This is a genomic window from Bacillus sp. FSL K6-6540 (assembly GCF_038007545.1).
This window is the reverse complement of record NZ_JBBOXH010000001.1, coordinates 2180113-2193688: the sequence shown is the minus strand read 5'-3', so window position 1 is coordinate 2193688 and position 13576 is coordinate 2180113. Positions and strand designations below refer to the sequence as shown.

Annotated in this window: 11 protein-coding genes; 1 reads left to right on the top strand and 10 read right to left on the bottom strand. The window is 53.4% G+C overall.

The window, feature by feature from the left end; genetic code table 11:
• Window positions 1-33: 33 nt before the first annotated feature.
• From MHH82_RS09595 to lspA, 8 genes are all read right to left on the bottom strand, one after another.
• Window positions 34-1335: a dihydroorotase gene (locus MHH82_RS09595; protein WP_009589657.1), complete on the bottom strand. Its 1302-nt coding sequence runs from the start codon at window positions 1333-1335 to the stop codon at window positions 34-36.
• Between the two features lie 122 nt (window positions 1336-1457).
• Window positions 1458-2369 (bottom strand): aspartate carbamoyltransferase catalytic subunit, encoded by a 912-nt coding sequence (locus MHH82_RS09590; protein ID WP_315971980.1) that lies wholly within the window; start codon window positions 2367-2369, stop codon window positions 1458-1460.
• A complete protein-coding gene (gene pyrR / locus MHH82_RS09585) occupies window positions 2369-2929 on the bottom strand; it encodes a bifunctional pyr operon transcriptional regulator/uracil phosphoribosyltransferase PyrR (RefSeq protein ID WP_096773084.1) in 561 nt (186 codons plus the stop codon). The genes MHH82_RS09590 and pyrR overlap by 1 nt, the downstream gene beginning before the upstream one ends.
• Before the next feature lie 317 nt (window positions 2930-3246).
• Window positions 3247-4500 (bottom strand): LL-diaminopimelate aminotransferase, encoded by a 1254-nt coding sequence (locus tag MHH82_RS09580; RefSeq protein ID WP_015734252.1) that lies wholly within the window; start codon window positions 4498-4500, stop codon window positions 3247-3249.
• Window positions 4501-4651: 151 nt separating this feature from the next.
• The gene (gene abc-f / locus MHH82_RS09575) at window positions 4652-6613 is read right to left on the bottom strand and encodes a ribosomal protection-like ABC-F family protein (protein WP_340965397.1); all 1962 of its coding nucleotides are present in this window, start codon (window positions 6611-6613) and stop codon (window positions 4652-4654) included.
• Window positions 6614-6755: 142 nt separating this feature from the next.
• Window positions 6756-6911, bottom strand: a complete 156-nt coding sequence (locus MHH82_RS09570; protein WP_009589583.1) for an RAxF-45 family protein — start codon at window positions 6909-6911, stop codon at window positions 6756-6758.
• A gap of 152 nt (window positions 6912-7063) precedes the next feature.
• Entirely contained in the window at window positions 7064-8035 is a 972-nt protein-coding gene (locus MHH82_RS09565) for an RluA family pseudouridine synthase (protein ID WP_041621956.1), read from the bottom strand.
• On the bottom strand, window positions 8035-8535 hold the full coding sequence (lspA, locus tag MHH82_RS09560) for a signal peptidase II (RefSeq protein WP_340965395.1): 501 nt from the start codon (window positions 8533-8535) through the stop codon (window positions 8035-8037). The genes MHH82_RS09565 and lspA overlap by 1 nt, the downstream gene beginning before the upstream one ends.
• Window positions 8536-8746: 211 nt before the next feature.
• Between lspA and MHH82_RS09555 the strand changes: the two genes are divergently transcribed.
• On the top strand, window positions 8747-9487 hold the full coding sequence (locus tag MHH82_RS09555) for a TraR/DksA C4-type zinc finger protein (protein ID WP_340965393.1): 741 nt from the start codon (window positions 8747-8749) through the stop codon (window positions 9485-9487).
• A 59-nt stretch (window positions 9488-9546) separates the two neighbouring features.
• Here MHH82_RS09555 and MHH82_RS09550 read toward each other — a convergent pair whose 3' ends face one another.
• On the bottom strand, window positions 9547-9897 hold the full coding sequence (locus tag MHH82_RS09550; RefSeq protein ID WP_036665988.1) for a DUF5665 domain-containing protein: 351 nt from the start codon (window positions 9895-9897) through the stop codon (window positions 9547-9549).
• A 230-nt stretch (window positions 9898-10127) separates the two neighbouring features.
• Window positions 10128-13217: an isoleucine--tRNA ligase gene (gene ileS / locus MHH82_RS09545; protein ID WP_340965390.1), complete on the bottom strand. Its 3090-nt coding sequence runs from the start codon at window positions 13215-13217 to the stop codon at window positions 10128-10130.
• Window positions 13218-13576: the final 359 nt, after the last annotated feature.

Sequence of the window (13576 nt, the reverse complement as noted above, 5' to 3'; positions counted from 1 at the left end):
ATTTATTTTATAAGTCTTTTGCCTATTTGTTACTTAGAATCCGTTTTGTTCGGACCATTTCACTTCGCCGTCCACCCAAGTCATCACGGGCCAGCCTTTCAGCTTCCAGCCTGTAAATGGCGTGTTGCGGCCTTTTGTTGCGAACTCTTCCGGGTTCACTTCTTTCTCCGCTTCGAGATCGATCATGGTCAGGTCCGCTGCTTTACCGGCTTCCAGCACACCCGTTGCAAGACCGAATACTCTTGCCGGATCGCTTGTCATCCGTTTTACGAGCAGGGCGAGATCCCATTTTCCTGTGGCGACAAACTTGGTGTAGAGCAGCGGGAACGCCGTTTCGAATCCCACGATGCCGAAGGGAGCCAGCTCCATGCCTTTTGCTTTCTCTTCCGCGCTATGCGGTGCATGATCCGTTACGATCATATCAAGCGTTCCATCCAGCAGACCTTCTATACAAGCCTCCACATCACGCGGTGTGCGCAGCGGAGGGTTCATCTTCCAGTTTGCATCAAGGCCGGGAATGTCTTCGTCGGAGAGAACCAGATGATGCGGGCATACCTCGGCCGTTACCGAGATGCCGATCGCTTTTGCCTGGCGGATCAATCTTACGGACTGCTCCGTGCTCACATGGCATACATGGTAATGCACGCCGGTGGCTTCAGTCAGCAGAATGTCGCGCCCGACATGGATCGCTTCCGACTCGTTCGGTATTCCTTTCAGGCCGTGCTGCTGAGCGAATTTGCCCTCGGTCACGCAAGCTCCTTTTACCAGCGAGTCATCCTCGCAGTGCGCAATGACCGGCATGCCCAGCGCTTTCGCTTTATTCATGGCATCTTTCATCATCTGTGCGTTCTGCACACCGACGCCGTCGTCCGTAAATCCGATCGCACCCGCGGCTTTCAAGGCCTCAAAGTCCGTCAGTTCGCGGCCCAGCTCGTTCTTCGTAATGGCTGCATATGGCAGCACCTTCGCAAGATTCGCCTCGCTGGCCTTATCCAGCACGAGCTTCACCGTTTCCGGCGTATCGGTCACCGGTCTTGTGTTCGGCATGCAGGCGATGGTGGTGAAACCGCCTTTGACTGCCGAGCGGCTGCCGCTCTCGATGGTTTCCTTGTGCTCATAACCCGGCTCTCTCAAGTGCACATGCATATCGATGAATCCCGGCGTGACCAGCTTGCCCTCGGCATCGATGATCTGAACGTGATCGCCCGGTTCCGGCAAGGCTGCGATATCGCTCGCAACCGACTGAATCAATCCGTCTGCAATGACGATATGTTTATCTTCGAGCTGTCCTTGTTCATTGATCACTTTGGCATTCTTTATCACTTGCATTTGCATCTTGGTTCCCCTCCGCAGCAGAAGCACCGTTCGCTTCTTTGTATATTGTATAATAAAAATTCATGTTTGTGTATAATTATTAATATTTATTCATTCTGTAAACCGTATTCCGCATGTTCGAATCAGACCATCGCCCGTTCCATGACCGCCATGCGAATGGGCACTCCGTTCGCCATCTGCTTGAATATCATCGATCTCGGGCTTTCCACGACCGCGTCGTCGATTTCAACGTTGCGGTTCACCGGTGCCGGATGCATAATCATGGTGTGACCCGACAGCTTGGCCGCCCGCTCTTCCGTCAAGCCGTACTGCTCCCGGTACTCCGCGCTGGATTTGAACACCCCTTCGTTATGGCGTTCCAGCTGAACTCTCAGCATCATCACCACATCGGCCTTGAGCGCCTTTTCCATCGATACGTAAGGCGCATACTGAGCCAGCTCCGGAGCCTGCATCGTTTCCGGCGCGCAGAACTGCACATGGGCTCCGAACTTCTGCAGGGCCCACAGATCCGAACGAGCAACCCGGCTGTGCTTGATGTCCCCGATGATGGATACCGTTAATCCCTTAAGCTCGCCGAAGCTTTTCTTCATCGTGTATAGATCAAGCAGCGCCTGCGTGGGATGCTCATTGTTGCCGTCGCCCGCATTGACCAGCGGAATCGAGATCCGCTCCGCCAGCTCCTGCAGCACGCCGGCTGGCTTCAGCCGGATGACGCCCGCGTCGATTCCCATGGATTCCAGCGTTCTGACGGTATCGTAGATCGACTCGCCTTTCTCGACGCTGGATGCTGCCGCCGCAAAGTTCATGACCTGGGCACCGAGTCTTTTCTCAGCCATTTCAAACGAGAATCTCGTTCTGGTGCTGTTCTCGAAGAACATATTAACCGCAAATTTCGATTGAAGTACTGGCACCACTTTCTCGGACTGCGCTTCCCAATATGCCGCCCGATTCAGGATGGATCCGATTTCGTCTCTGCTAATATCCTTCAAACCTAAGAGGCTGCGTTCTTTCAATGAAATGGCTGTTGTCATGATTATCGTTCCTCTCTTTGGCTAATGGTCACTTCGTCCTTGCCGTCGATTTCGGTTAATGCCACCGTAATTTCCTCTTGTTTGGAGGTAGGAACGTTCTTTCCGATATAATCCGGCCGGATCGGCAGCTCGCGATGCCCCCGGTCTGCCAAAACCGCAAGCTGTATCATTCTAGGCCGTCCGCAGTCCATCAGGGCGTCCATTGCTGCCCGAATCGTCCGGCCGGTGTACAGCACGTCATCAAACAAAATAACCTTCTTGTCATGGATGTTCAGGTGCGCTAGGCTGTGCTTCGCTCCCTCTCCCCGTTCCGCAGCGGCTCCATTGCTGTCCCGGTCATCGCGGTAAGAGGTCACGTCGATCTCTCCCCAAGGAATCGGAGTACCTTCGATCTCGTTCATTCGCTCCGCGATTCTCTGGGCCAGAAACACGCCGCGCGTGCGGATCCCGACCAATACGCAATCCTCGATCCCTTTATTTTTTTCCAATATTTCATGGGCAATTCTCGTTAGCGCGCGGCGGATGGCCGTCTCGTCCATAATCACATGCTGTTCGTTGCTCATCCTCTTGTCCTCCTTCTAAACGTTTGATTAGCCCTTTATCGTTCCTGACGATCCGTGGATTCATTCCACACAAAAAAACTCCTTGCCCGGCTGGACAAGGAGTTGATCTCATAGAGATGGTGTGGAAAGCGCAGCATCTATCCGCAGACAGAGCCATGCCTCCTGTTAATGAACCTCGGTTCACGTTACCTTGCCAGCCTCACGGGACTGATTTAAAGGTGCTATTCGATTGATCCCATTATGACAGACCCTACAAGAGATGTCAACAGCAATCATGTCGAACGTTGTCGTGTTCCAAGCATGTTCATAGCCTTGAATTAAAACTCGAATTCCACATCGCTGAGTCTTCTGCGAATTTCGGAAATGACGCGTTTCTCTTCCTCCTCGCCGTCGGCAATGAAGGTAACGGAGAAACGAACGAAGTGTCCTGCATCATCCCAAGGAACGGTGGAGATCAATTTCTCGCGAATCAGGTACTGGGAGAAGTCTTCCCCAGATTCAAAACGGCGTCCGCCTTTGACGCCTTTCGGAGCCTCCACATACAGGAAGAAGGAGCCTTTGGGCTTCTCCGCCGTAAAACCGAGTCCGTTCAGCACGTCGACCAGCATGTTGTGGCGGCGGGAATACTTCTCGGCGATCTTCTCCGTAATTTCCGGATGATCCAGACCGTAAGCGGCAGCCTTTTGGATGGCGATGAATTGTCCGGAATCGTTGTTGTCCTTCACGTCGCCAAACGCTTTAACCACCAGCGGGTTGCCGGCGATGAAGCCAATGCGCCACCCCGTCATGTTGTAGGATTTGGACAGGGAGTGAAGCTCCACGCCGACATCCTTCGCTCCAGGAACGGACAGGAAGCTCAGCGGCTTCAAACCATCGTAAGTGAGCGCAGCATAAGGTGCGTCATGAACAACCACCACGCCATATTTGCGGGCCCACTCGACAACCTCGGCGAAAAATTCGGCCGTTGCGCTGGCCCCCGTCGGGTTGTTCGGATAGTTCAGGTAGAGCAGTTTGGCGCGGCGGGCAATGTCCTCGGGGATCGAGCCGAGATCCGGCAGAAATGCATTCTCTTTTTTCAGCTCCACATTGTAGACTTCGCCGCCCAAATACTTGGTATGGGTTCCGAGCACAGGATATCCGGGAACCGTCATGATCGTGATGTCGCCCGGGTTGATGAAGCAGGACGGCAGCATGGCCAGCGCCGGCTTGGAGCCGATGGAGTGCAGCACTTCCGTGGACGCATCGATGCCTTCGACGCCGAATACATTGCTCAAATAGCGAACAGCCGCTTCCTTGAACTCCGGAATCCCGTTATCCGCATATCCGCGGTTTTCCCGCTTCGCCGCCTCTTCCGCCAGCTTTGCCACGATGCCTGCATCCGCCATCTCATCCGGCTCGCCAACTCCCATATCGATCAATTCGGTATCAGGATGCTCCTGCTTCGCAGCCGCCTTTGCTCTCTTGATCTTCTCGAATTTATAAATGGCCGTATCTTTACCGTAATTAGCACCGCCAATCCGATCGGCAAAGCTCTGTTGAATGTACGTTTCCTGATATTTATCCATGCTCATGATTTGTATTCATCTCCTACTCTAGCTTTGTTACACATCCTAAATATGCAGGAAAATCACGACTGGAGCCATGCATTATATATCAGATGATTTGTACTTTTTAGGTTGAGTCGGAGCTGATACACACCATGGCCTCCCTGCACGAAGTCGGTTAAGACAGCTCCAGCCATTCCGCTAGGAGCTCGTCGCGGCTTGCTGCCAGCGACTCCCGCTCGTTCCAACGCTCTTCGAGCAGCGACATGTCCGAATTGCCGCTTATCGAGCCTTCCGTTTCAAGCCAACCGTCCAGCTGCCGGATGCGGGTCTCCAAACGGGCGATCTCCTCTTCCAGCCATTTGGATCTTTCCGCGGCAGAGCGATCAGGATGGTTGCGTTCGAATTTCTGGCCGGGCTTTTCGTTGGCTTTGGACGGCGGCGTCTCCCTTGGTAAAGAAACGGCATTCGTACCAGCTGAGAGTTCTCTTGACTGCAATGCGGCTTCAAGCTGGTCTTTCTTGGCCCGGAAATCATCATAATTTCCATGAAAGACGGTCAGCGTCCCTTGGTTCAAATCCCACACCTTGCCTGACACTTGGTTTACGAAATAACGGTCGTGGGAAATGGCAAGAACGGTCCCCTGATACCCCTGCAGCGCATCCTCCAAGGCCTCCCGGGAAGCAATATCCAGATGGTTCGTAGGTTCATCCAGGAGCAGCAGGTTCGGCTTTTGATGGATAAGGAGCGCCAGCCTCAATCGTGTCCATTCACCGCCTGACAGCTGGCCCACCGATCGGAACACGGCCGCGCCATAGAACAGATATCTTGCCAAAATCCCCCGGGCCTCTCCCTCTTCAACCCCGGCGTTCTCCCGAAAATATTGGAGCACCGTTTCCTTCGGAATTTTCGGCTCCTCCTGCTGGGCCAGATATCCCACGTCGACTCGCGCGCCCCATTCAAGGGACCCGGAGTCGGGCATAAGCTCGCCCACCAGCACTTTGAACAGCGTCGTTTTTCCGCTGCCGTTCGGACCCATCAGCGCAATTTTTTCGCCGAATTCGATAAGACCGGAAGCCCCTCCCAGCACCGCCTGATTCCCATAGCGAACCTCAACTTGTTCAAAGTATGCCACGCGGCGGCCGGAACGATCCTGAGGATAAAGCTCGAAATCGGCCTGTCTTCGATCCAGCACAGGTCGCTTGACCTTCTCCATCCGTTCCAGCGCTCGCCGCATGGAAGCCGCCCGCTTAAAAAATTTCTCGTTGCCGCCGATCCGGCCGAATTCCTCCAGCTGCTTGATGGATTCCTTCATCTTCTTGATCACTTTCTGCTGCTCCTGGTAATCGGCGAACTGCTGCAGCAGCCGTTCTTCCTTGTCGTTCATGAATGCGGTATAACCACCCTGGGCAGAGAATGCCTCTCCGTCCTCAAGCTCTATCGTCTTGGTCACCACCCGATCAAGAAAATACCGGTCGTGAGAAATAATGACGCAGGTACCCGGATATTCGCGCAAAAATTCCTCCAGCCATTCCGTGCGAGCCAAATCCAGATGATTCGTCGGTTCATCGAGCAGGAGCAGATCCGGCTGTACGATCAGCTGCGATGCCAGCACGACGCGGGTTTGCTCTCCTCCCGACAACGAGCCGAATGCCAGTCCGTACTCGCTCTTGGGTATTTGCAGCCCGGTAGCGATTTTGTCGATGCTGGCTTCCAGCCCATAACCGCCTTCCGCTTCAAACCGTTCCTGGAGCGCTGAGTAACGACGCAGCACACGATCAAGCAGCTCTGCATTCCCGGCGATGCCCGGATCGCTCATTCTCTTCTCCAGTTCCGTCATCTCCGCGCGGTATTCCTTCAAGTGAATCAACCCATGGGACAGTACATCCAGCACCGTCCAGGAATCCATATGGCTCGGTATCTGCTCCACATACCCGATCACTGTATCCTTCTTGATGGCAAGCTGCCCTTCGTTCGGCTGATCCAATCCGGCAAGCAGGCGCATCAGCGTGGACTTGCCGCTTCCGTTTCTGCCGATAAGCGCTACCTTCTCGCCTTCCTGTATTTCAAACGATATCCCGTCCAATACAAGCTGGGCCCCTTGGTATTGCGTCAGTTTCTGTACATTGATCATATTCATTCTTGGTTCCTCCTGTATGCTGCGAACAATACCAAAACTCTGTTCGAGCGCATGAATTAGGGAGAAGAACCGGACTGCAACGCAAAAAGGGTCCACAGAGCAAGCTCCGCGGACCCTTAAGAATCGTAAGCCTTAAATTGGCTTAATCCGTGCAGGCAGGCAGGTGACTTCTCGCGATGGTACAACTCGTATCATTAAAATTGGACAGACCTCTCCCGTTGTTGAGAAATGCATGAACAATGCCAGCCATAGCGATAGGCAGCTGGCTAATACGGTTGTTGACCATCTCGATATTCATCCTGCTCACCTCCTTCATCAAAGTTATCGTCACTATACCATATCCATGGTTTGGAAGGCAAGACAAATAGCCCAGCAAAGTGGAGCCCATGCTTTGATGCTTACTCTAAATCCTTTGTGGGACCCCATGCTTAAACATGCGAAAAGGGACCGCTAGCGGCCCCTTAAAATCGTCAACAGCTCATTCATATCGCTCGGCATCGGTGCCGAAAACTCCTTATATTCCCCGGTCGAAGGATGGACGAAACCCAATACGGCCGCATGAAGCGCTTGTCCGTTCAATTTGATCCCCTTGCTCTTGCCGTAAACGGGATCCCCTACGAGAGGATGCCCGATATATTTCATGTGCACGCGAATTTGATGGGTACGACCCGTCTCCAGCTTCAGCTCGAGGAGACTGTAATCTCCGAACCGTTCCACCACGGTAAAATGCGTCACCGCATGTTTGCTGTTCCGGTCCGTGACGGTATACAGTTTGCGATCCTGGGCGTCCCGGCCGATCGGTGCGTCAATGGTTCCCTGATCATGGCTGATATTGCCGTGCACCAACGCCAAATAACGGCGGTTCACGCTGTGCTCCTTCAACTGGGCGGCCAGCGAAGCATGGGCTTTATCATTCTTCGCGGCCATGATCAGGCCCGTAGTATCCTTATCGATCCGATGGACGATGCCGGGGCGAAGCTCTCCATTGATTCCCGATAAATCCTTGCAGTGAAACATCAATGCATTCACTAGCGTGCCGGACGAATGTCCCGGAGCCGGATGGACAACCATTCCTCTCGGCTTGTTTACGACAATCACGTCCCCGTCTTCAAACGCGATCTCAAGCGGGATGTCCTCGGGAATGATCTCGACGGCCGATGGCTCGGGAACCTTCAGCACGATGCGGTCACCCTGACTCACTTTGTAATTCGACTTGATTGGGCCATCGTTCACGCTCACATGTCCGTCCGCAATCCATAACTGAACTTGGGAACGCGACACATCTTCCCCAAGATTTTCCGTTAGGTATTTATCGATACGGGTTTTGGCAGCGTCGGCATCCACCGTCCATTCGCTGGCTTCCGTTTCCTGGCCGTTCTCATCTGTCCAATCCGTATCTGTATCCTTACCGTCTTGCACCATCATTCAGTCCCTTCTGTGCCAGAAACTTCACTTGTTGTCTGCATCTTCTCGCGTCTTCCTTCCAGAAGCGTGTCCAATATGATCAATCCCACGCCGATCACGATGCAAGAATCGGCAATATTGAAGATCGGGAAGGTGTAGCTGCCAAAATTAAACTGCAGGAAATCGACGACCTCTCCCATTATCAATCGATCGATGAAGTTTCCGAGTGCCCCTCCAAGTACAAGCGCAAGCGCGGTAGGCAGCAGCTTGCGTCCTTCTTTTGATACCTTCCGCAGGTACCAGACGATTCCGCCCACAACGATTATTGTCACAACGATGAAAAACCATAACTGATCCTGGAGTATGCCGAACGCGGCTCCCCGGTTTCGGCTGGACGTAATCAGGAAGAAATCCCCGATAACCGGTATTTGTTCATAAAGCTCGAGCCTGGTAGCAATCAAGTACTTGGTTCCCTGATCGATAAGAAATAAAACAAATGCAATCAAATAATATACCACTTGTTTATGTCACTCCGTTCTTGTCTTCTCCAATCAGGCGAACTCCTTCGCTGATCGGTCCGTAACTCGTCTTATTGTAGCACAGCGGCTCAGAAACCGTCCATTCCTGTCCAGCGGCGAGAACATTTTCCGTCAGTAAAACCTTGACGATGGGTGCACTCTATACATATGAACCAGAAGGTCAACTTCGGGACCATGAAAGGAGCCTGACATGTCGCATCTCACTCAGGAGCAACTTCATAATTTGCAACAAAAGCTGATGGATCGAAAGGTTGAACTTGAACGGCGCATGGTCAATAACGACCAACACGGGCTGGGAGAATCGGAGCGAGATATGACCGGCGAGCTGTCCCATATTGATAATCACCCTGGCGATGTGGGAACCGAGGTGTTTGAAAGAGGAAAAGACCTCGCGCTTCAGGACAGGGTGGATCAGGAGCTGCAGCGGGTTATTTTTTCGCTGGAAGCCATTCATCATGGCCGTTACGGCGTGTGCCTTACCTGCGGCCAGCCCATTCCGTACGAGCGGTTGGAGGTTATCCCGGATACGCAATATTGCGTAGAACATACGCCTCGGGAGCGCGTGTCCCGCGACCGTCCGGTCGAGGAGGACGTTCTAGCTCCCGCTTTCGGAAAATCCAGTATGGATGAGCACGAATATGCTGCATTTGACGGCGAGGACGCCTGGCAGATCGTTGAAAGCTGGGGGAACTCCAATTCCCCGGCTTTGGCGGAAGGTAACGAAATGGACAGCTATAACGAAATGGATATCGAGAATGGCGACGATCAAGGCGGGTTCGTGGAGGTTTACGAAAACTTCGTTGCCACCAATATCGATGGCTCGGAAGTGTTTATCGTACGCAGTCCCCAATATGTCGATTACCTGGACCGGGGCGAAGGAAGTTATCTCCTTGACCCCAATGGTGACCCGGATGATGAATCATTCAGCTGATTAAGCGTCTTACCCGGCAGCATATGACTTGCAGCGGCTGCCGGGCATTACATAATCCATTACGTCAGTTCAAGCTGCCGCTGAACAATCCGGACAATATCCGCGATGTAATCGCCGATAATAGGCAAATTCAGCGCGCCAAGCGCCTGAAGGGCATATATGATGGTTGCCGCAAAAAAAGTAAACCCGATCGCGATTCCCACGCCGCGTGCCGACCCGGCCAGCAGATTGGTCCATATCAATTTCCAGGGGCGGTTCAACAGCTGGGTGTATTCCGCGATCCGGGCCTTCTCCAGCTGCTGCGCGATGTCCGTGGTCATGCGGTGTATGGCGCCCAATTGGTCCCGCTCAGCTTCCACAAGCGATTTATTCTTTTCGGTTGAAAATGCATTTTCCGGCTTCTCTGCCATATTCACCGCCCCCTTGCCACTATACTAGGCAGACTCTGGAAAAAACAGATCAGGATCCGCTTTCTTCCTGCCTGAAACCATACATAACATGCATGAGAATTCGCTGATTATTATGCATCTGTTGGAAGCATCTCATTCGCACGGAATCCTCCGAACAAAGCCGGTGCTTATTGGGGACAGCAAAAAACCACCGCCATTTCATGGCGGTGGTTTAAAAATATCAACGATTCTCAGGCGATATGGATGCCAATGGTTTTGCCTCCAAGCTCAACCCGCTCCATGCCTTCGCTTTGTCCGTATTGCAAATCGTTAACCAGTACGTTTTCTCGCAGCACATCTTCAAATGCCGTGATCGCAGCTTGAAGCTCATCATCCGTATCGAGAGTCAAGTTCACCCGCTTCTCGATCGGGAGGTCCAGCTTCTTGCGCGTATCCTGCACGGCACGCACCACTTCGCGAACCCAGCCTTCCTGCTCCAGCTCCGGCGTGATATCCGTATTGAGCGCAACGGTTAACCCGTAACCCGAAGCGGATGCAAAGCCTTCCTTCGCCTTCTTCTCTACCAGCAGCTCTTCGGATGTGATCTGCAATTCTTCGCCTTCCGGTGAAGTTACGTTCACGCCGCCCGATTGGACCACCTTGCGGGTCTCGTCACTGCTCATTCCCTTCAGGTAACCTTGCAGGAAGCCGATATTTTTACCGTATTTCTTGCCTGCGACCTTCAGGTTCATTTTCAGCGTGAAATCAACGAACCCGCTGTCGCTGGTCTCCACCTCAATCGCTTTGACGTTGATCTCGTCCTTGATGATGTCTTCATACCCCGCGAGATCGAACTCGCGATCCATGGATACGATGAGGTTGGACAGCGGCTGACGCGTCTTGATTCCTGTCTCGTTGCGGACGTTCCGCGCAAGCTCTACGATCTGTCTTGCCGTCTCCATGTCCTGCTCGAGCGCTTTGTCGATCAACGCTTCGTCGGCTTGCGGGAAGTCGGCCAGATGCACGCTCTCGCCGCCGCCCAGGTTGACGAAGATATCTTCGGACAGCATCGGCGTGAACGGAGCCATCAGCTTGGATAGCGTCAACAGCACGTGCGTAAGCGTCCCGTAAGCGGCCAGCTTATCTTCACCGAGTCCGCTGCCCCAGAAACGATCGCGCGAACGACGGATATACCAGTTGCTCAGCTCATCCACATAAGCTTCGACCGCCTTGGCCGCGTTAAGGAAATCATTGACGGCCAATCCCTTGTCAACCACTTGAATCAAGCTGTTCAAGCGGGAGAGAATCCAGCGGTCCAGCTTGTGGTTCGATCCCTTGAAGTCATGCTCCTTCGGATCATAGCCGTCGATGCCGGCATACAATGTCAGGAACGCATGGGTGTTCACCAGCGTGTCCACAACCTTGGATTTGGCTTCGCCGACAATTCCTTTCGAGAAACGTTTGCTGTTCCATGGCGCACTGTCGGCGAGCAGCGCCCAACGGAACGCATCCGTGCCGTACTCCTCGATGATTTCCCAAGGATCGATGACGTTGCCCTTGGACTTGGACATCTTCTGTCCGTTCTCATCGAGAATATGGCCCGTGGCCATGACCGCTTTATAAGGCGCTTTACCGGTGAAGAGGGTCGATACGGCGAGCAAGCTGTAGAACCATCCGCGCGTCTGGTCAATCCCTTCGCAGATCATATCGGCAGGATACTGCTGTTCGAACTTCTCCTTGTCCTCGAATGGATAATGGTATTGCGCATACGGCATCGATCCGCTGTCAAACCATACGTCGATGACTTCCGAGGTCCGTTCCATCACGCCGCCTTCACAGTGCGGGCATTTGACTTTCACTTCATCCACATAGGGCTTGTGCAGCTCCAGATCCTCCGCCACCTCGCCTACGGCGTTAGCCCGAAGCTCCGCAATGCTGTGCGGCGAGAACTGCCCTTCGCAAGAATCGCAGACCCATACGTTAAGCGGCGTTCCCCAGTAACGGTTCCGGCTGATATTCCAGTCGACCAGGTCTTCAAGGAATTTGCCGAAGCGTCCCTCCCGTACATGGCCCGGATACCAGGTCACCTCGTTGTTGTTCGCGATCAGCTGATCCTTAACCGCCGTCGTTTCGATAAACCAGCTCTCCATCGCATAATAGAGCAGCGGGGATTTACAGCGCCAGCAGAACGGGTAGCTGTGCTCGTATTTCTCTTTGCTGTACAGAAGTCCTTTTTCGGACAATGCCTTCACGATGTCCAGATCGCAATCCTTGACGAAGCGTCCGGCAAAATCCGTCACTTCATCGGTATAACGGCCGTGGCCGTTCACGACGCTCACGAAGCTGATGCCATTCTCGCGGCATACGCGGTAGTCGTCTTCGCCGTGCGCAGGAGCCATGTGTACAATTCCCGTACCGCTTGCATCGGTAACAAAGGATGCGCCGACAACGATGTTCGATTTTTCCGCTTTTACATACGGGAACGGAGGATCGTAAGTCTTGCCGACCAGCTCGGAACCTTTCAGCGTCGATAGAACGGTGAAGTCGCCTTTCATGACATCCTCTACCAAATTCTTAGCCACGATATAGATGCCGTCCTCCTGCTCGACGCGCGCGTAATCCATATCCGGATTCACGGCGAGCGCCACGTGGGATGGCAGCGTCCAAGGCGTCGTCGTCCATGCCAGCACATACTCTCCGCTGTCATGCAGCTTAAACTTCGCCGTTGCGCTCAGGTCTTTAACATCCTCATACCCCTGTGCCACTTCGTGGGAGCTCAGTGTCGTCTGACAGCAAGGGCAGTACGGGCTTACGCGGTGGCCGCGGTACAGAAGGCCCTTGTCATGAATCGTCGCCAAAATGTTCCATACGCTCTCGATGTAGTTGTTCTCAAGCGTGATGTACGGATGATCCAGATCGGTCCAATACGCAATCGCTTCGGTCAGCTCGCGCCATTTATGCTCATATTCAAATACGCTGGCTTTACACTTTTTGATAAAGGCCTCCACGCCATAATTCTCGATTTCCTGCTTGCCGGAGATGCCCAGCTGCTTCTCTACGCCCAGCTCAACCGGAAGCCCGTGCGTATCCCAGCCCGCTTTACGAACGACATGGTAGCCCTTCATCGTCTGGTAGCGGCCTACAAAATCCTTGATGACGCGGCCGAGCACGTGACCGATATGAGGCGCACCGTTCGCGGTCGGCGGACCTTCGTAAAATACATAATTCGGCTTGCCGGCCCGCAGCTCGATTGATTTCTTGAACGTGTTCTCCTCGTTCCATTTGTTCAAGATGCGCAGCTCTCTTGCCCGCGCCTTCTCCTTGACGTCTACTCTGTTCATGCAGATCTTCCTTTCACCTTATTCGTAAATGTTCTGTGAACATAAAAAAAGGCCCCGTCCCCCAAGGGACGAGAACCTGTTCTCGCGTTACCACCCTAATTTCGCCCGGCCGACTTCTAATGGAAGCCTGCGCAAGCGACACCTCAATGTCCATGCCCTGTTCGTAAGGCAAGGTCCGATATAACGTTCGGCAGACGGCTTAGCTTACGCACGCGGTCACAGCGCTTCAGCTTCACTTCTCCGGGATGATCTTCTGCTAGGCCTGAACGCCGGGCTTTCAGCAACTGCCGGCTCTCTGGGGGACAGATCCTTCGCGTACTATTCCCATCAACGAATTACGGTATGAATCAACAATATGT